Source organism: Psychroserpens sp., assembly GCF_047633235.1.
In the GTDB taxonomy this organism is placed as follows: domain Bacteria; phylum Bacteroidota; class Bacteroidia; order Flavobacteriales; family Flavobacteriaceae; genus Psychroserpens.
The window spans coordinates 32,123-50,384 of sequence record NZ_JBLIET010000021.1 but is presented as its reverse complement, the minus strand read 5'-3'; the positions used below and the strand labels follow the sequence as shown (position 1 = coordinate 50,384).

20 protein-coding genes and 1 pseudogene are annotated in these 18,262 nt (G+C 33.6%); 9 read left to right on the top strand and 12 right to left on the bottom strand.

The features are described 5' to 3' along the window. The first annotated feature begins 41 nt into the window (after positions 1-41). From ACJAZK_RS08685 to ACJAZK_RS08650, 8 genes and pseudogenes are all read left to right on the top strand, one after another. A complete protein-coding gene (locus ACJAZK_RS08685; RefSeq protein WP_415223587.1) occupies positions 42-647 on the top strand; it encodes an LUD domain-containing protein in 606 nt (201 codons plus the stop codon). Then, on the top strand, positions 648-1,469 hold the full coding sequence (locus ACJAZK_RS08680; protein ID WP_415223586.1) for a phosphatidate cytidylyltransferase: 822 nt from the start codon (positions 648-650) through the stop codon (positions 1,467-1,469). Further along, positions 1,459-2,112 carry a phosphatidylserine decarboxylase family protein gene (locus tag ACJAZK_RS08675; protein WP_415223585.1) on the top strand — a complete coding sequence of 218 codons (654 nt, stop codon included), beginning with the start codon at positions 1,459-1,461 and terminating at the stop codon, positions 2,110-2,112. Before ACJAZK_RS08680 ends, ACJAZK_RS08675 begins: the two co-directional genes overlap by 11 nt. Beyond that, positions 2,109-2,375, top strand: coding sequence for an acyl-CoA-binding protein (locus tag ACJAZK_RS08670; RefSeq protein ID WP_028871136.1), 267 nt, complete (start codon positions 2,109-2,111; stop codon positions 2,373-2,375). Before ACJAZK_RS08675 ends, ACJAZK_RS08670 begins: the two co-directional genes overlap by 4 nt. Positions 2,376-2,395: 20 nt before the next feature. Further along, entirely contained in the window at positions 2,396-3,556 is a 1,161-nt protein-coding gene (locus ACJAZK_RS08665; protein WP_415223584.1) for a M28 family peptidase, read from the top strand. Between the two features lie 9 nt (positions 3,557-3,565). Further along, positions 3,566-4,651, top strand: a pseudogene (locus tag ACJAZK_RS08660) (NADH:flavin oxidoreductase). Positions 4,652-5,039: 388 nt separating this feature from the next. Then, positions 5,040-5,522 (top strand): hypothetical protein, encoded by a 483-nt coding sequence (locus tag ACJAZK_RS08655; RefSeq protein WP_415223583.1) that lies wholly within the window; start codon positions 5,040-5,042, stop codon positions 5,520-5,522. Positions 5,523-5,836: 314 nt separating this feature from the next. Further along, entirely contained in the window at positions 5,837-6,505 is a 669-nt protein-coding gene (locus ACJAZK_RS08650; protein WP_415223582.1) for an RluA family pseudouridine synthase, read from the top strand. Between the two features lie 325 nt (positions 6,506-6,830). Here ACJAZK_RS08650 and ACJAZK_RS08645 read toward each other — a convergent pair whose 3' ends face one another. Both ACJAZK_RS08645 and ACJAZK_RS08640 read right to left on the bottom strand, forming a co-directional pair. Further along, a complete protein-coding gene (locus ACJAZK_RS08645) occupies positions 6,831-7,745 on the bottom strand; it encodes a dimethylarginine dimethylaminohydrolase family protein (RefSeq protein ID WP_415223581.1) in 915 nt (304 codons plus the stop codon). 63 nt (positions 7,746-7,808) lie between these two features. Beyond that, positions 7,809-9,095: a citrate synthase gene (locus ACJAZK_RS08640; RefSeq protein WP_415223580.1), complete on the bottom strand. Its 1,287-nt coding sequence runs from the start codon at positions 9,093-9,095 to the stop codon at positions 7,809-7,811. Positions 9,096-9,307: 212 nt separating this feature from the next. Between ACJAZK_RS08640 and ACJAZK_RS08635 the strand changes: the two genes are divergently transcribed. Next, positions 9,308-10,060 (top strand): DUF481 domain-containing protein, encoded by a 753-nt coding sequence (locus ACJAZK_RS08635; protein WP_415223579.1) that lies wholly within the window; start codon positions 9,308-9,310, stop codon positions 10,058-10,060. A gap of 297 nt (positions 10,061-10,357) precedes the next feature. On the opposite strand, the gene eno is transcribed toward ACJAZK_RS08635, so the two are convergent. From eno to secY, 10 genes are all read right to left on the bottom strand, one after another. Continuing rightward, positions 10,358-11,650, bottom strand: a complete 1,293-nt coding sequence (eno, locus tag ACJAZK_RS08630; RefSeq protein WP_415223578.1) for a phosphopyruvate hydratase — start codon at positions 11,648-11,650, stop codon at positions 10,358-10,360. A 196-nt stretch (positions 11,651-11,846) separates the two neighbouring features. Continuing rightward, positions 11,847-12,950, bottom strand: coding sequence for a glutamine-hydrolyzing carbamoyl-phosphate synthase small subunit (gene carA, locus ACJAZK_RS08625; protein ID WP_415223577.1), 1,104 nt, complete (start codon positions 12,948-12,950; stop codon positions 11,847-11,849). Between the two features lie 298 nt (positions 12,951-13,248). After that, the gene (gene rplQ / locus ACJAZK_RS08620; protein ID WP_415223576.1) at positions 13,249-13,725 is read right to left on the bottom strand and encodes a 50S ribosomal protein L17; all 477 of its coding nucleotides are present in this window, start codon (positions 13,723-13,725) and stop codon (positions 13,249-13,251) included. Between the two features lie 62 nt (positions 13,726-13,787). Further along, entirely contained in the window at positions 13,788-14,780 is a 993-nt protein-coding gene (locus ACJAZK_RS08615) for a DNA-directed RNA polymerase subunit alpha (protein WP_415223575.1), read from the bottom strand. A 21-nt stretch (positions 14,781-14,801) separates the two neighbouring features. Beyond that, complete coding sequence (rpsD, locus tag ACJAZK_RS08610) at positions 14,802-15,407, bottom strand: 30S ribosomal protein S4 (RefSeq protein WP_415223574.1); 606 nt, start codon at positions 15,405-15,407, stop codon at positions 14,802-14,804. Between the two features lie 213 nt (positions 15,408-15,620). Continuing rightward, positions 15,621-16,004, bottom strand: a complete 384-nt coding sequence (gene rpsK / locus ACJAZK_RS08605; RefSeq protein WP_415223573.1) for a 30S ribosomal protein S11 — start codon at positions 16,002-16,004, stop codon at positions 15,621-15,623. Positions 16,005-16,108: 104 nt separating this feature from the next. Beyond that, positions 16,109-16,483, bottom strand: a complete 375-nt coding sequence (rpsM, locus tag ACJAZK_RS08600) for a 30S ribosomal protein S13 (protein WP_028871123.1) — start codon at positions 16,481-16,483, stop codon at positions 16,109-16,111. Between the two features lie 2 nt (positions 16,484-16,485). After that, positions 16,486-16,602, bottom strand: a complete 117-nt coding sequence (gene ykgO / locus ACJAZK_RS08595) for a type B 50S ribosomal protein L36 (protein WP_008269159.1) — start codon at positions 16,600-16,602, stop codon at positions 16,486-16,488. A gap of 8 nt (positions 16,603-16,610) precedes the next feature. Beyond that, positions 16,611-16,826 carry a translation initiation factor IF-1 gene (infA, locus tag ACJAZK_RS08590; protein ID WP_026753784.1) on the bottom strand — a complete coding sequence of 72 codons (216 nt, stop codon included), beginning with the start codon at positions 16,824-16,826 and terminating at the stop codon, positions 16,611-16,613. Positions 16,827-16,898: 72 nt separating this feature from the next. Further along, entirely contained in the window at positions 16,899-18,254 is a 1,356-nt protein-coding gene (gene secY / locus ACJAZK_RS08585; protein WP_028871122.1) for a preprotein translocase subunit SecY, read from the bottom strand. Between the last annotated feature and the right edge of the window lie 8 nt (positions 18,255-18,262).

Genomic DNA, 18,262 nt, shown 5'->3' with positions numbered 1-18,262 from the left:
TCATACATTAATTCAATTAGATTGATAGCTATCCCTTTTAAATGAGTCTATTTCGTAAAATCTTCGGTTTGAAAAGCACACCTGAAGACAACATAAAAAGCGAACAGCGAGGCAAGTACATGCCTGAAATCAAGCTACCTGTTGATGAACAATTTACAATAAACTTTAAAGCTAACGGTGGAAAATTCTTGTACTGTGAAAACATGCAAGAGGTTCAAAACTCTCTAAATTCCATTTTATTAGAGAATAATTGGAGAACTGATATGGTCTTAATGTTCGATGCTCGTTTAGATGAACTTTTCAAAGATTTTAAACTTGACAAGACAAAACGAATTTCAGAAAGCTCATTTTTCTTTTCAACCTGTGAATATCTTATCTCAGATGATGGTTCTCTATTAATTTCTTCCAATCAAATTGCTGAAAAGAAATTAAAAGAGTTACCCGATAATTTCGTTATCTATGCAACTACGAGCCAATTCGTACAAAACATTGGTGAAGGTCTTAGAGGTATTAAAGGAAAAAATAGAGATAAAATACCCACTAACATTACTACTATCAAACACTTTAAAACTATAGAAGACAAAGACTTCCTTACCTATGGAAGTAGTTCAAAAAACTTATATCTATTGCTTCTAGAAGATTTATAAATGAAAGAAACTGCTACAAGAGCTATCTCAGGATTGTTATACGTCTGTCTTCTTATTGGTTGTCTATTTTGGAGGCATGCGCTTATTGCTCTCTTCTTTATTTTTGGTTTGATTTGTATGGCAGAGTTTAAAAAACTCATTCAATTAAAAAGCTTTCTGCCTTATATTATATTTTCAATCCTATATTTAGGGTTTGCCTATTGGAAACTCATTTCAGAGTCCTTAGTAGGATTTAATGAAACTTCCCAAATAGTGCTGGTAATTACCATTTTCGTATTGCTTATTCTTATAAAAGACTTGTTTTCAGAAAAAACCATTCCGCTATTTAGCTCCAAACGATTTATAATTACAACCTTCTATTTGTCCAGCGGATTCGTATTTCTAATTTGTATTGGAAATTTCTATGAAAAATTCACACCACTCCTTCTCTTAGGATCTTTTATATTAGTTTGGGTCAATGATACATTTGCCTATATTGTAGGTAAAAATTTAGGAAAGCAAAAGCTATTCTCAAGTATTTCTCCTAAAAAAACGGTTGAAGGTTTCCTCGGCGGACTCTTTTTCTCATGTATTGCAAGTTATTTTATTTGGTATTTTACAGACACACTCACATTTACTAACTGGCTTATTTTAGGCATCATAGTCAGTGTTTTTGGCACTATTGGAGACTTAATAGAATCCAAATTTAAACGTCAAGCTGGCGTTAAAGATAGTGGTGTCATTATGCCTGGACATGGAGGCTTACTAGATCGCCTAGATAGTATTATCTTTGCTGCACCATTTATATTTTTATATTTAAGACTCATTACTTATGTTTCATAAAGAAGGTTATAAAATTATTCTCATAACACTAGTCATCGTGATTGGTTCCATTCTCATTATAGATCGTTTCATTGATCTTCCATGGTTGCGATTTTCGCTCATGATTGGAATGCTTATATTACTGTTGCTTATTCTTCAGTTTTTTAGAAATCCAAAACGACACACTATCTTAGATAGCCATACAGCAGTATCACCTGTAGATGGTAAAGTGGTCGTTATAGAAGAAGTTTTTGAGAAAGAGGTCTTCAAAGATAAACGCATACAAGTATCTGTATTCATGTCGCCCATTAATGTGCATGTAACCCGTTATCCTATTGGCGGAAATGTAACCTACTCAAAATATCATCCGGGAAAATTTCTTGTTGCTTGGCATCCAAAATCTAGTGAAGAAAATGAGCGCACTACTGTTATCTTAGAAAATGATAACTTTGGAAAAATACTGTACAGACAAATCGCAGGAGCTTTAGCAAAACGTATTGTTAATTATGCAAACATTGAAGACCATGTTGTACAAGGTTCGGATTCAGGGTTTATAAAATTTGGATCTCGAGTAGATTTATATTTGCCTCTAGATTCAGATATTAAAGTAGAATTAAATCAAAACGTAAAAGGAGGTGAAACTGTTATTGCTACAAAACCATGACATCAGAAGAATTAGAAATAGAATTTAGTGAAGCGGTAGAACGTGTAAATGCGCATACCGAACGTTTTCCTGCAGACATGTTATTGCGTTTATACGCTTATTATAAAAAAGCAAGTAACAACTACGAGCGTCCTAGTAGTCGCAAACCTATAATCAATGCCTTTAAAACTAATGCATTATTTCAAGTCCAAGATGTTACCGAAGATGAAGCCAAACGCATTTATATTGATTTGGTAAATAACTATTTTTTATACCGAAAATAGAACTCCTTAACCCCCAAAACATGAAAAAATTAGTAATAGTATTACTAAATATATTTGTTATATCTATAACGAGCGCTCAAACATTCAATCAATTTTATGGAAATATTGTAAGCAATACATCACAAACAAATGTGCTTAATGATTTGACTGCTTTTGAAAACTTCGGAATAAAAACTGTGGGATCTTCAGCTTTAGCAAATACCGAAAATTGGATTACTTCTAGATACCAAAGTCTTGGCTATACAGATGTGGTACTTCAACCATTTACCTATTCTGCAGGAACAAGCAATAATATTATCGTAACCAAAACGGGAACCTTGTATCCTAATACTTTTTTAATTATTGATGCCCATTACGATACAATTAATGGACCTGGCACTAATGACAATGGCACAGGAACCGTTTTACTATTAGAACTCGCAAGACTTTTAAAAAATGTAGAAACAGAGTATTCTATTAAATTCATTCACTTTTCAGGAGAAGAGGATGGATTAGTAGGCAGTAACTACTACGTAAATAACACAGTGATCCCTCAAAATTTAGATATTAGGCTTGTTCTTAATATTGATGAAGTTGGGGGCGTTAACGGAATGACAAATGATACCGTTGTTTGTGAGCGTGATTTAAGCAGTCCACAATCAAATAATGCAGCATCAAATGCAGCAACAAATAGCTTAGCAATTTTGATAGAACTCTATTCAAATCTAGAGACCGAAATTTCAAATGCTTACGCCTCAGACTATGTGCCTTTTGAAAACAATGGCGAAATCATTACAGGATTATATGAAAGTAATGTGTCACCAGTAAATCATACGATAAATGACAACCTAGCTAATATGGATGTTCCTTATGCCTATGAAGTCATAAAAGGTTCTCTTGGAGCTGCTCTAGAATTTGCAGTTGCTTTTGAAACCTTAAGTGATGAAGAGCAAGAAAACTTTAGTAAAATGATTAGCATTTCTCCTAACCCATCAAGTAATTACCTCAATATTACGTTTGAAAAACCACTACAACAAGCTGTTGATTTTAAACTTATCGATACCCTAGGCAAACAAGTATACCAGGACACGTTAAGTAAGCAACAACAAACAATTGCATTAGATAGTATAGCTTCTGCACAATATTTTGCAGTCTTTAAAATTGACAACAAGCGTTTTGTTAAGACTATTATTATAGAATAATACACTTCATTGAGCATTCATAAATCCCCAAACACACCGCTCACATTTACGTGTGGAGTAACAATGTCAAATCGTTTCATGTTAGCACCAACGACCAATTCACAAAGTCGTGATGATGGGACGCTTTCAAATGATGAGCTTAATTGGTTAACCATGAGAGCCAAAGGAGGTTTTGGGTTGACGATGACTTGTGCTTCTCACGTGCAGGCCGTTGGCAAGGAGTTTCCTGGCCAATTAGGGGTTTTTTAAGACCAGCAAATAGATGGTCATAAACGTTAATCTGCAGGGATACACAAAGAAGGTTGTATAGCCGTAATTCAATTGCATCACGCAGGTATGCGATCTCCTGAGAACGTTATTGGTGAACAACCCGTTTGTCCTTCGGAAATTCAAAAACACACCGCTCGTGCACTAACAATAAAAGAGGTCTATAACTTACGTAACGACTTTATTAATGCTGCGATTAGAGCGCAGAAAAGCCGATATGATGGTGTAAAGATTCATGGTGCTCATGGTTTTATTTTAACTCAATTTTTAAGTTGAGATATTAATAAACGTAAGGATATTTACGGAGGAAATTTAAAAAACAAAGCACCACTCCTATTTGAGATAGTTGATGGCATTAGAAAAGCTTGTGCACCACAATTTCTATTAGGCGTTCGACTCTCACCAGAACGATTTGGGATGCAACTCCATGAAGTAAAAATAGTTTCGCAACAATTGATTGATACCAATCAAATAGATTTTTTAGACATTTCACTTTGGGATGTTTTCAAAACTCCCGAAAATGAAGCATATCGAGACAAATCACGCCTCGCACACTTCGAAGAATTAGATTACAAAAATGTAAAATGGACGGTCGCAGGAAAAATAAGTTCTGGTGAAGATGTCCAAAACGTTTTAAATACTAGAGAGGGCTTTGTCTCTATCGGCAAATCTGGAATTCTACATCACGATTCCCCAAAGCAAGTCATTGACAATCCAAACTTTGAGCCAATACAAACTCCAGTATCTGAAGTCTATTTAAAACAAGAAGGTTTAGGTAATGCTTTTGTGACGTATATGAAACGTTGGGACGGCTTTGTAAGAGACTAAGCAATTTTAAAGTCTACTTAAAATCACCTCTATTTTGTATTATCTAAACCCGTAACTTAGTTTTTAAAAATTGTAACTATTTAATAATGATTATTATGTATCAATGTCAAAGTATTTAAAACCATTAGTTATGAAAAATCAACTCACTAAAAAGGTTAATAATATGATTAACCTTGACTATAAAAAAGATGATGATATCTGATTACAAAACAGTAAAACACTGAGAAAACTCATTGTAATTTTAGGAATGGCATTACCAATTCTTTTAATCTTTATTCCCTTTTATTTTTCGATCTAGTTAGACCTATAAAACCTATTAGCCATTATTATTACACAAGAGCAGGAAACTTTTTACTATCATTTTTAAGTAAAAAAACCATGTTTATAATTGTATAGAGAAGTAAAGCAGCAAAAGATTTTATATCTCTACGTTTGCGGGAATCTTTGTGTTATTGTGGTATTCTACCCAAGTGATGGGTATTGCGACACTTTAAAAGCATACTCTATTACATTTATTGAAGGCAACGCAAGAGAAACTCACTTGATCTCTGCAGCACTTTTTTTAATACTATTGGCTTATATGTCATTTTTATTGTTCACTAAATCTAATAAGTTAAAAGGACATCGAGGACAAAAAAAAGTAATTAGAAATAGAATTTTTAGAGCGTGTACTGGACTCGTTGTATTATCACTAATTATAATTTTACTAGGTTTCACAGGAGTCATTAATGAAGATTTTTATAATGCTAATCAACTTACTTTTTGGATGGAAACCGCCGCAGTAGAAAGTTTTGGCTTTGCTTGGCTTAATAAAGGCGAAGCAATCTTTATTGATGAAACTAAACATATCACTAAGAATGCGATTGAGTGAAAAGAAAAAGAATATACCTATAACTGTGTATTGATAATCCAAGGAAAAAAACTAACTTCGTTTATCTGAGGTTGTAAACAATTAAAACAGTTTTTATCCTAAAACATTATTAGTAGTTGTTAACTTATTGGATATTAAGAGTAGAGCCTCAATGCAATAAATTATTCCATAAAAGACAAAAAAGGTGAAATAATTAATAGCAATTTCCCTGACCAACAATAAATTTAAATGACTAAAACATTGAATAATCAGATAGCGACTGTACTTCTTAATCGCAATAGTACTTTTTTGAAATTTGAAAAAGTAAACTGCTAATGTCAAATCTTGAAATAGTACATGAAAACAACGATTATATAGTCGTAAATAAAATGGCTGGACTTATAAGTGAAAAAAATCCTTATGAGGATTGTACTATTGAGAGTCAAACTTTTAATCATCTTTTAAAAAACAAACGAAAACCCTATATTGGAATAATACATAGGTTAGACCGCGTGACAAGTGGAGTATTGATTTTTGCTAAGAAAAAAAGCATTCTTGTTGAATTTAATAATCTATTTAGTAGTCGAAAAGTTCAAAAAACGTATTTGGCAATTGTTAAAAACAAGCCACAAAAAAACAAACAACACTTAATTAATTTTCTTGTAAAAAATAATCTAGAAAAAAAAGCAGATATTATTCAATCAAAATCAAAAGACTCCTTAGAATGCATTCTTTCCTATGAGGTTATAGACAAAAATGATTTTGGTTATCTTTTAGAAATAAAACCAAAAACTGGACGATTCCATCAAATAAGAGCTCAATTAGCTAATATAGATCTCCCTATTATTGGAGATAAAAAATATGGTTCTGATCAAAAATACTTACCTCTATCTATTTGTCTCCACGCCTGGAAATTAAACTATCAAGTCATTGGTTCTAAAGAATTCAAAACTTATGAAGCACCACTGCCAAAAAATGATTTCTGGAACTTCAAATCAGTCTAAAATTTGAGGCTAAAACAAAGATTACCAAATAATTCCTAAGGATTCTACGAAGAAGCTACTAATTAATTTAATGTGCAGACAGTCGACGTTGTTTGCTGTATATTAAGAACAAAAGCCCTTCTAAATGAATATGACCTTTAGCTCTTAACCAAACATAAGAATACATTCACTATGTCTATCAAATATTTAAAATTTTGCACCAGCTATAAAACAAATAACAATCTATAAATATCAATAATTACGGTAACACAAACGAAAAAAGCTTATTAGACTAAACACTGGTGATTGTTATAACATTAAATAAGTGGTTGTAAAAATTTCTACCCTAATCCCTAACTAAAGGCAAAGTACTGCACCTTAATAAGCCTTCCTGCTTCGCAATTTCAGCATAAGGCACTTCTTCAACTACGAAGCCTTGGTCGCAAAGCCATGCATTTAAACGGGTAAAGTTTTGTTCAGAAATAATGACGCTTTCAGAAATTGAAAACACGTTGCTATTCATATTATACATTTCATCTTTCGAAATAATGAAGCAATTCTCTTTTCCGAAGAAATTAAGCAACCACTCATACTCATCGACATCTAAAAACCCTTCTTTATGCAAAATTGCTTTGTTGTTACCAATAGGCTGGAAGCAACAATCGAGATGTAAGGCATTATCTTTTGGATTCACTTGTGATTTACGCAAATTAAAACTCTTTACGGTTTTATGAGGAAACTGCTTGGTGATATATGCCACACCTTCTATATTGGTACGTGCAACAATATAATCTGCATAATCTGGTTCGTAATACGTCCCAATAAATATATAATCGTTCCAAACGATAACGTCTCCTCCTTCTATATGCACCTCTTCTGGTGGATGCATCACTTTTTCAGGACTTATTTGATCAATCACATATTGAATCGCTTTTAACTCTTCCTCACGATCTGGTAAAATATTAGCCTTTATGAAGATATCATCAATGACAAAACCAATATCTCTACTAAAAATCTGATTGCAGTCTTCTATCATTTTTGGTCTGTAAACTTTGACGTCATACTTTTCAAAAACTTGAGCTACAAACTCTATTTCTTTGATCATGTCGCCTTCTATAGGATAAGTTCCCGCTTTAATATGTTCTAAAGATTTTGGATCGTAAGCTTCGTCCAGAGTTGGTGTTGGACCATTACTTTTTGCTGTACCGAGAATAACTGATCTCAAACGAGAGGTCTCATTGTTTACATTAAGTTTTATCATATCTACAAATATAAAAAAAGCTTCATAATAATTTATGAAGCCTTTAATACTGTGTTAAACAGTTTATCTTTTACTAATATCTTTAAATGGTCTGTGCGTTTCTCCAATGTATAATTGACGTGGGCGACCTATTGGTTCTTTACGTAAACGCATTTCTCTCCATTGCGCTATCCAACCGGGTAAACGACCTAAAGCGAACATTACTGTAAACATTTCAGTTGGGATATCCATACCTCTATAAATGATTCCTGAGTAGAAATCCACATTTGGATATAATTTCCTATCTACAAAGTAAGCGTCTTCTAAGGCTTCTTTTTCAAGACCTTTTGCGATATCTAGGATAGGATCTTCAATTCCTAAATTTGTTAATACGTCATCTGCTGCAACTTTGATGATTTTTGCTCTTGGATCGAAGTTTTTATAAACACGATGTCCAAAACCCATCAAGCGAAAAGAATCATCTTTATCCTTAGCTTTCGCCATATATTTTTTAGTATCTCCTCCATCTCGTTTGATACTTTCTAACATTTCTAGAACTGCTTGGTTCGCTCCACCATGAAGTGGTCCCCAAAGTGCAGAAATACCAGATGCCAACGAGGCATATAATCCTGCATGTGAAGATCCTACAATTCTGACCGTTGATGTCGAACAGTTTTGCTCATGATCTGCGTGTAAGATTAATAATTTATCTAAAGCATTAACTAAAATCGGATTCTGTTTGTACTCCTCATCAGGACGCTTAAACATCATTTGTAAGATGTTCTCAACATATCCTAGAGATGAATTACCATAATCAAATGGCATTCCTTTTTGCTTTCGCATAGTCCATGCAACCAAAATTGGAAATTTACCTAATATCTTAACGATGGCGTTATACATCTCTTCTTCAGAATCTACATTCACAGAAGACGGGTTAAATGCCGTTAATGCACTGGTTAAAGACGCTAGAACTCCCATTGGATGGGCAGATTTAGGAAATGCATCTAAAATTTTCTTAATGTCGTCATCAACAACAGCGTGCTTTTTTATATCGGTATGAAACTTATCAAGCTCTGCTTTATTTGGTAATTCTCCAAATATCAGTAAATAAGCTACTTCAAGAAAATCTGCCTTTTCTGCCAACTCTTCTATTGAGTAACCACGATATCTCAAGATTCCTTTTTCTCCATCCAAAAATGTAATAGCACTTTCACAAGCACCTGTATTTTTGTAACCAGGGTCAATTGTTGTTAAACCTCCTGTAACCCCTCTCAACGTTTTGATATCTATTGCAACCTCGTTTTCTGTACCTTTAATTAACGGGAATTCATATTTTTGACCGTTAATTTCTAGTGTAGCTTTATCTGACATTTATTATTAGAATTATATTAAAATTGATTTTCTTATGCTGTATGTAAATTTACGAAATATCTAAGGATTTACGAAGTACATTTATAATGCTTTTAACAATTGTGATATTGATAAAGCAGATTATCTTTATCTACGGAAACATACATTATTCGCAATAGCGATGGTTCTATATAGTTATAAAATTTTATTTTTGTAGCTTAATTTTTGTTCATATGTCCAAACTTTTATATCTAATATTCTTTATCAGCCTTACTGGTTTCTCTCAGGTGGTCAATATTGAAACTTTAAGGAAAGCTTCAGGTTCTGCAAAATGGACAGGCTCGGTGAGTTTAGATGTATCATTGATAAAAAATAAGAATGATATTTTTAGAATTGCGAACAAGGCGCATGTTCAATACTATGACCAAATCAATTTATGGTTATTTGTTAATGATTTAAACTTTCAAAAGATAGGAGGCAACTCATTAGTTAATAGAGGGACACAACATCTAAGATATAATCGAAAAATCTCAGAGCGTGTCAAATGGGAAGCTTTTACACAGGCACAATACGATGCGATTTCAGAAATTGATTTTAGAGGTTTGATTGGAACTGGTCCACGTTTTAAATTAACAAAAAGTGATGATTATCGTTTCTATTTGGGTACCTTAATCATGTACGAATATGAAAAAGCATCTAGTGTTATTAGCAATCGAACTCAAAACGACCTGAGAGGAAGTGTCTATTTATCCTTTAGCTTATACCCTACGGAAACTATAAGTATTATTAGCACGAGTTACTACCAACCAAAATTGAATGAATTTAGTGATTATCGATTTTCGAGTAACACTTCGCTCCTATTTGAGATCTTTAAGAATTTGGCATTTAAGACTAACTTTAATTTTTTTTATGATGCGATTCCCGTAAGTTCTAACATTCCGAAGACACAATTTGAACTGACTAATGGGTTAATTTATTCATTTTAATTCTAATTTATTAATATTTAACGTTATAGAATTGAACTTATTATTCTTGCTAATAATAAGCTATAGATTTCTTAATTGTGGATTCCTACCTCCCAAAGAATGACAGAGTCCTTAAAACATAACTAATATTTAATTTTGTAATCATTCAGAGCTTACGAAGAATCTATATCTGTTTAATAAAGTTTTTAGTGACGAAAAGGGGACTCCTATTCAATGATAATAAAAAACCTATCCGAATTAACAAATAGGTTTTAAGTTTTTGTGTGCTGATACTTCAAACAGATCAGCAACCCTAATTTATTTTATTTTAAAGGCCTTCATTCCTGGAAAATAAGCCGTAGTATCTAATTCTTCTTCAATACGCAGTAACTGGTTATACTTAGCCATACGATCACTTCGTGAAGCAGAACCTGTTTTAATTTGACCTGTATTTAAAGCCACTGCTAAATCTGCAATCGTATTATCTTCTGTTTCTCCAGAGCGATGTGACATTACAGATGTATAACCTGCATTATGTGCCATATTCACTGCAGAAATTGTCTCTGTCAGCGTACCAATCTGATTTACTTTAATAAGTATTGAGTTTGCAATTCCGTTTTCAATTCCGCGAGATAAACGCTCTACGTTGGTTACAAATAAATCATCACCTACTAATTGTACTTTATCACCTATTTGCTCAGTTAAGTATTTCCAACCGTCCCAGTCGTTTTCATCCATCCCGTCTTCTATAGATAATATTGGATATTTACGAGATAATTCCGCTAAATAATCTGCCTGTTCCTTACTTGTACGCACCTTACCAGATTCACCTTCAAACTTGGTGTAATCATATTTACCATCCACATAAAATTCTGCTGCCGCACAATCTAAAGCAATCATTACATCGTCACCCAATTTATAACCTGCATTTGAAACCGCTACAGCAATAGTTTCTAAAGCATCTTCAGTTCCACCTGCAAGATTTGGTGCAAAGCCACCTTCGTCACCAACAGCTGTGCTCAAACCTCTATCGTGTAATACTTTTTTAAGATTATGAAAAATCTCTGTTCCCATCTGCATGGCATGTGAAAAGTTTTTCGCTTTTACTGGCATCACCATGAACTCTTGAAATGCAATTGGAGCATCACTGTGAGATCCTCCATTAATGATATTCATCATTGGTACTGGTAATGTATTTGCAGAAACACCTCCAACATATCTATACAATGGCATTCCTAATTCTGCAGCAGCAGCTTTAGCAGTAGCTAAAGACACTCCTAAGATAGCATTAGCGCCTAATTTTGATTTGTTTGGCGTACCATCTAAATCGATCATTAATTGATCAATTCTGTTTTGATCAAAAACTGATTCTCCTAATAATTCTTGAGCAATTAAAGTATTAACATTGGCAATAGCTTTAGATACCCCTTTTCCCATATAAGCGTCGCCGCCGTCTCTCAACTCTACAGCTTCATGCTCTCCTGTTGAAGCTCCAGAAGGCACTGCTGCTCTTCCCATAACTCCATTTTCAGTAACAACATCGACCTCTACTGTAGGGTTTCCTCTTGAATCTAATATTTGTCTCGCATGAATATTAATTATAATGCTCATTATATGTGTTTTAAAATTAATTAATTTTAAAGATACCAAGAACGGTTTGAGAACTTTGATATCCAAGTATTACAAATTTACAAAATAGTTAGTCTATATGGAATTTACCTCACCCAGAATTACATTATATCTCAACTACAATGTTTTCGTAAAAGAGAAAAAGCAATGAATTTCAGAATTCATTGCTTTTTTATTATTAGTTATTTTTTATATTCTGAATAAATTGATCAAATAAGTAGTTTGAATCGTTTGGACCAGGACTTGCTTCAGGATGATATTGGACAGAAAAGCAATTTTTGTTTTTCATTTTAATACCCATAACGGTATCATCGTTGAGATGCACATGTGTTATTTCCAATTCATTATTCTTTTCCGTTTCTTCTCTATGTATAGCAAAACCATGATTTTGAGATGTTATTTCACCTTTGGTTGTTATTAGATTTTTTACAGGGTGGTTGATTCCCCTGTGGCCATTGTGCATTTTATACGTTGAAATGCCATTTGCTAGTGCAATTACTTGGTGTCCTAAACAAATACCAAATAAAGGTAAATTACGTTTAATGATTTCTTTTGCTAAAGCTTGAGCTTCAACGAGTGGTTCTGGATCTCCAGGACCATTTGATAAGAAATAACCATCTGGTTTAAAAGCTTCTAAATCTTCAAATTTTGAATTGTACGGGAATACTTTAATGTAAGCATCACGCTTTGATAAGTTGCGAAGAATATTCTTTTTAATACCAATATCTAGTGCTGCTATTTTATACTTTGCACTCTTATCACCGTAATAATAAGCCTCTTTTGTTGATACTTGAGATGCTAACTCTAAACCTTCCATACTTGGAACTTCAGCTAACCGTTTCTTTAATTCATTGACATTATAAACGTCTGTAGAAATTACAGCATTCATAGCACCATGATCTCTAATGTGACTCACAAGCGCTCTCGTATCTACATCTGAAATTGCTAAAAGATTGTTATCATTTAGAAATTCTTCTAAAGACCTATCACCATCTGGACGTGAATAATGAAAACTAAAGTTCTTACAGATTAATCCAGAAATTTTAATAGAATCTGATTCTTCTTCCTCGTCTTTTGTTCCATAGTTACCAATATGTGCATTCGTAGTTACCATCAACTGACCATAATATGACGGATCAGTAAAAATTTCTTGATAACCAGTTGTTCCTGTATTAAAACAAACTTCACCAAAGGCAGTACCTTCCTTACCTATTGATTTACCGTGAAAAATTGTTCCGTCTGCGAGTAAGATAAGGGCTTTTTTACGTTTTTGGTATTTCATTTTTGTTATGTATTGTATGTTGTTATTTTGATGACTATTATAATTATGTATTAACCATTACAAATCCATGTACCTACTACTTCTCGATATACCCAGTTTCTAATAATTTGTATTTAGGGCCTTGACAATGCTACCTAGCGAGAACGACTACAAAAAGCTGTCAACTAGTATGCTTAATTAACTAAGACTCCTTTAGGAAAACTAAAAAGGTAATGTCCAAATTGTTTTCACAAAAATCCATAAAAAAAAGGATAATCTAAAATAGATTATCCTTTATATATAAAATGCTTATTAACATTTATTCTTCTTCTTCTTCATTAGTTGCTATCGCATCAACCGGAGGCGCTACTGGTTTAATACCACCACGACGACTTCTCCTTGTCGTTTTCTTCTCAACTTTACCTACATTGTAGATTTCATTATAATCAACTAACTCAATCATAGCCATGTCAGCATTATCACCAAGCCTGTTTCCTAATTTAATTATCCTAGTGTAACCACCTGGACGATCACCAATTTTAGGAGCTACATCTCTGAATAATTCAGCAACAACATCCTTTTGTCTCAACTTGGCCATAACAATACGTCTATTGTGAGTCGTATCTGTTTTAGACTTTGTAATCATTGGCTCAACAAATTGTTTTAAAGCTTTAGCCTTTGCAACAGTAGTGTTGATACGTTTGTGTTCGATTAACGAACAAGCCATATTAGCTAACATCGCTTTTCTATGAGCAGTTTGTCTTCCTAAGTGGTTAAATTTCTTACCGTGTCTCATTACTTTTTATTTTAATCATCATCTTGCTACAAACCCGATATTGAGGAGCAAAATATGACGTATTAATCTTTATCTAATTTATATTTTGCTAAATCCATACCAAAGTTAAGACCTTTAACATTTACAAGCTCTTCAAGTTCCGTTAAAGATTTCTTACCAAAATTACGAAATTTCATTAAATCGTTCTTATTGAAAGATACCAAATCTCCTAAAGTATCAACTTCTGCAGCTTTTAAACAATTTAAAGCACGAACAGAAAGATCCATATCAACTAACTTAGTTTTCAATAATTGTCTCATGTGAAGTGATTCCTCATCATAAGTCTCTGTTTGAGCGATTTCATCAGCCTCTAAAGTGATACGCTCATCAGAGAATAACATAAAGTGATGAATTAATATTTTAGCAGCTTCAGTTAAAGCATCTTTAGGTGCAATTGAACCATCTGTTTCAATTTCAAATACTAATTTTTCGAAATCGGTCTTTTGCTCAACACGCCAGTTTTCTATGCTATACTTTACATTCGTAATAGGAGTATAAATTGAATCTGTAAAAATTGTTCCAATTGGTGCAGAAGCTTTTTTATTCTCTTCAGCCGGAACGTAACCTCTACCTTTTTCAATAGTTAACTCCATATTTATGTTGACCTTCGGATCTAAATTACAAATCACTAAGTCTTTGTTCAATACTTGGAACCCTGAAATAAACTTCTGAAAATCACCAGCAGTTATTTGATTCTGTCCAGAGATAGAAATCGAAACCGATTCGTTGTCAACTTCGTCAATTTGACGTTTAAAGTTAACTTGCTTAAGGTTCAAAATGATTTCTGTCACATCCTCAACTACCCCAGCAATTGTAGAAAATTCGTGATCTACACCCTCAACTCTAATGGATGTGATTGCAAAACCTTCTAGAGAAGATAACAAAACTCTTCTTAAAGCATTACCTACTGTTAATCCATAACCTGGTTCTAAAGGTCTAAATTCAAACTTACCTTCAAACTCAGTTGAATCAATCATGATTACTTTGTCGGGCTTCTGAAAATTTAATATTGCCATATTGCGTTTTGTATCTAGTTATTATTTAGAATATAGTTCAACGATGTACTGCTCATTGATATTTTCTGGAATCTGAATTCTTTCAGGAATAGTAACATAAGTACCCTGTTTTGTATCGTTGTTCCATGTAATCCACTCAAATACATTGCTTGAATTAGCCAATGAAGATTGAATAGATTCTAATGATTTAGATTTCTCTCTAACAGCTACAACATCCCCTGCCTTTAGTTGGTAAGAAGGAATATTAACTATTTCACCATTTACAGTGATATGTCTGTGAGAGACTAATTGTCTTGCTCCACTTCTAGATGGAGATAATCCCATTCTGTAAGCAACGTTATCTAAACGAGATTCACATAGTTGAAGTAAAACTTGACCAGTAATTCCCTGAGCAGCTGTTGCCTTTTTGAACATGTTTCTGAACTGCTTTTCTAATATACCATAAGTATATTTCGCTTTCTGCTTCTCCATCAATTGGATAGCATATTCAGATTTTTTTCCACGACGCTTATTTGCACCATGTTGACCTGGAGGATAATTTCTTTTCTCGAAAGCCTTATCATCTCCAAAAATAGCTTCCCCGAATTTTCGGGCTATTTTCGTTTTAGGACCAGTATATCTTGCCATTTTAAAATTTGTTTAGAGAGTGTTTGTGAATTAAGGTCTTAATCTTATCCTTCGACGAACGTTGATCTCTCGTTGATACTTGTTAATTGTTTTTCAGTTTGCAAATTTATGCAAAATAAACTAATATCATACAAAAATGTATTAATATTAGTTTATCTAAATTTTTATGAGATTACACGATAAAAATCATGCAGTATCTGAACCTAATTCAGATTAAACTCTTCTTCTTTTCGGAGGACGACATCCATTATGTGGTAATGGCGTAACATCAATGATTTCTGTTACTTCAATACCTGCATTATGAATTGATCTGATAGCAGATTCTCTACCGTTACCAGGACCTTTTACGTAAACTTTAACTTTTTTAAGCCCCGCTTCCTTTGCAACTCCTGATGCATCTTCTGCAGCTAACTGAGCAGCATATGGTGTGTTCTTTTTAGAACCTCTAAATCCCATTTTACCAGCTGATGACCATGAAATAACGTCACCTTTTTTGTTTGTTAAAGAAATAAGAATGTTGTTGAACGAAGCAGCTATATGAGCTTCTCCAACAGCATCTACTACTACCTTACGTTTTTTAGTACTTGACTTTGCCATATTATAAAGTTTCTAGTTGTCAGTTTTTTGTTGTTAGAATCCTAAACATTTCTATTTCGAACAGATTCGTCTAACGGTTTAAACTAATGACTAATGTCTAATTTTTATTTCGTTGCTTTTTTCTTATTAGCAACAGTTTTTCTTCTACCTTTTCTAGTTCTAGAGTTGTTCTTAGTTCTCTGACCCCTTAATGGAAGACCAGCTCTATGACGTATACCTCTGTAACATCCAATATCCATTAATCTCTTAATGTTTAATTGTGTTTCCGAACGTAACTCACCTTCAATAGTATAAGTTCCAACAGCCTCACGGATTGCTCCAATTTGCTCATCTGTCCAATCTTGTACCTTGACGCTTTGGTCAACCTTAGCCTCAGCTAAAATTTCAATTGATCTGCTTCTACCTACTCCGTAGATATAAGTCAAAGAAATTACTCCTCTTTTCTGTTTTGGTATGTCTACACCTGCAATTCTTGCCATAATTACCCTTGTCTTTGTTTGAATCTAGGATTCTTTTTGTTAATGACGTAAAGTCTACCTTTTCTGCGGACTAATTTACAGTCGGCACTTCTCTTTTTAACTGATGCTCTTACTTTCATCGTATTAATTAGTATCTATAAGTTATGCGAGCCTTAGTTAAATCATAAGGACTCATTTCTAATTTTACTTTATCCCCTGGTAACAACTTAATATAATGCATACGCATCTTACCCGAAATGTGTGCTGTCACAATGTGACCGTTTTCTAGTTCAACACGAAACATAGCATTTGATAATGCCTCTATGATTGAACCGTCTTGCTCTATTGCTGCTTGTTTTGCCATATTTTCTATTCCAGTGTTTAACCCAAGTTAGAATTTAACTAACCCAGATCGAACTCTAATTTATTATTCGTACTAAGCTACTGCCTTTCTGTTTTTACCAGTCTTCATCAAACCATCATAATGTTTATTCAACAAGTATGAATTAATTTGCTGCATCGTGTCTATTGCAACTCCAACCATAATTAGTAGCGATGTGCCACCAAAGAATAATGCCCAACCACCCTGAACACCCATAATCTTAACTATAATCGCTGGGAACACAGCAAGTAGTGCTAAAAATATAGAACCAGGTAATGTTATTTGTGACATTATTTTATCTAAATATTCAGATGTTTCTGTTCCAGGTCTAATACCTGGAATAAAACCACCGCTTCTTTTTAAATCATCTGCCATTTTGTTAGTAGGAACAGTAATCGCAGTGTAAAAATATGTAAAAATGATAATTAATAAAGCGAACAATACATTATACCATAACCCAAAAGGATCATTAAACTGTGACTGCATCCATTGACCTACTTCGCTTGAAGAGCCCATAGACTTTCCAACTAAACTAGGCACAAACATAATTGCCTGAGCAAAAATAATAGGCATTACACCCGAAGCATTCAATTTTAATGGTAAGAATTGTCTGTTTCCTCCAAACACATTCTTCTCATATCCACCAGACGCAGTACGTCTAGCGTATTGCACCGCTATTTTACGAACAGCCATAACTAACATAATACACGCCAAAATGATTAAAAACCAAACTACAAGTTCAATTAAAATCATCATTAAACCACCGTTTCCTCCACCATCTAAACGAGATGCCGCATTCTGAATAAAAGATTGTGGTAAGGTTGCAATAATACCAACCATAATTAATAATGAAATACCATTCCCAATACCTTTATCTGTGATTTTCTCTCCTAGCCACATCGCAAAAATACATCCGGTAACTAATATTATCACAGAAGAAATATAAAATTGAGGTCCTGTTCCTAGCAAAAATGCTGAAGATGGGATACCAAAGGCAGGCTGTAAACTAGCTAAATACCCTGGAGCTTGAAATAAACAAATGATGATCGTTAACCATCGTGTGATTTGTGTGATTTTCTTTTGACCACTCGCACCTTCCTTTTGTAATTTCTGTAAATATGGAATCGCGATCCCCATTAACTGCACTACAATAGACGCCGAAATATAAGGCATAATACCAAGTGCAAAAACAGAAGCATTAGCAAAAGCACCACCTGTAAACATATTAAGAATTCCTAATATCCCACCATCAGTACCACTAGCTAAACCTCCAAGTTGACTTGCATCAATACCAGGCAAAACAACCTGAGCACCAAAACGATAAACCAAAAGCAAACCAAGCGTTAAAATGATTCTATCTTTTAATTCAGTTATATTCCAAACGTTCTTTAATGTATCTATTATTTTCATAGTAGTGT

What these genes read in the sequence shown, in the direction of transcription:
- ACJAZK_RS08650 (WP_415223582.1), top strand. Translation starts at nt 5,837, where the DNA reads ATGTCAAATCTTGAAATAGTACATGAAAACAACGATTATATAGTCGTA.
- rpsK (WP_415223573.1), bottom strand. Translation starts at nt 16,004, where the DNA reads ATGGCAAAGTCAAGTACTAAAAAACGTAAGGTAGTAGTAGATGCTGTT.
- rpsM (WP_028871123.1), bottom strand. Translation starts at nt 16,483, where the DNA reads ATGGCAAGAATTGCAGGTGTAGACATACCAAAACAGAAAAGAGGAGTA.
- infA (WP_026753784.1), bottom strand. Translation starts at nt 16,826, where the DNA reads ATGGCAAAACAAGCAGCAATAGAGCAAGACGGTTCAATCATAGAGGCA.
- secY (WP_028871122.1), bottom strand. Translation starts at nt 18,254, where the DNA reads ATGAAAATAATAGATACATTAAAGAACGTTTGGAATATAACTGAATTA.
- ykgO (WP_008269159.1), bottom strand. Translation starts at nt 16,602, where the DNA reads ATGAAAGTAAGAGCATCAGTTAAAAAGAGAAGTGCCGACTGTAAATTA.
- ACJAZK_RS08615 (WP_415223575.1), bottom strand. Translation starts at nt 14,780, where the DNA reads ATGGCAATATTAAATTTTCAGAAGCCCGACAAAGTAATCATGATTGAT.
- eno (WP_415223578.1), bottom strand. Translation starts at nt 11,650, where the DNA reads ATGAGCATTATAATTAATATTCATGCGAGACAAATATTAGATTCAAGA.
- ACJAZK_RS08685 (WP_415223587.1), top strand. Translation starts at nt 42, where the DNA reads ATGAGTCTATTTCGTAAAATCTTCGGTTTGAAAAGCACACCTGAAGAC.
- ACJAZK_RS08665 (WP_415223584.1), top strand. Translation starts at nt 2,396, where the DNA reads ATGAAAAAATTAGTAATAGTATTACTAAATATATTTGTTATATCTATA.
- ACJAZK_RS08680 (WP_415223586.1), top strand. Translation starts at nt 648, where the DNA reads ATGAAAGAAACTGCTACAAGAGCTATCTCAGGATTGTTATACGTCTGT.
- rpsD (WP_415223574.1), bottom strand. Translation starts at nt 15,407, where the DNA reads ATGGCAAGATATACTGGTCCTAAAACGAAAATAGCCCGAAAATTCGGG.
- ACJAZK_RS08635 (WP_415223579.1), top strand. Translation starts at nt 9,308, where the DNA reads ATGTCCAAACTTTTATATCTAATATTCTTTATCAGCCTTACTGGTTTC.
- carA (WP_415223577.1), bottom strand. Translation starts at nt 12,950, where the DNA reads ATGAAATACCAAAAACGTAAAAAAGCCCTTATCTTACTCGCAGACGGA.
- ACJAZK_RS08640 (WP_415223580.1), bottom strand. Translation starts at nt 9,095, where the DNA reads ATGTCAGATAAAGCTACACTAGAAATTAACGGTCAAAAATATGAATTC.
- ACJAZK_RS08645 (WP_415223581.1), bottom strand. Translation starts at nt 7,745, where the DNA reads ATGATAAAACTTAATGTAAACAATGAGACCTCTCGTTTGAGATCAGTT.
- ACJAZK_RS08670 (WP_028871136.1), top strand. Translation starts at nt 2,109, where the DNA reads ATGACATCAGAAGAATTAGAAATAGAATTTAGTGAAGCGGTAGAACGT.
- rplQ (WP_415223576.1), bottom strand. Translation starts at nt 13,725, where the DNA reads ATGAGACACGGTAAGAAATTTAACCACTTAGGAAGACAAACTGCTCAT.
- ACJAZK_RS08675 (WP_415223585.1), top strand. Translation starts at nt 1,459, where the DNA reads ATGTTTCATAAAGAAGGTTATAAAATTATTCTCATAACACTAGTCATC.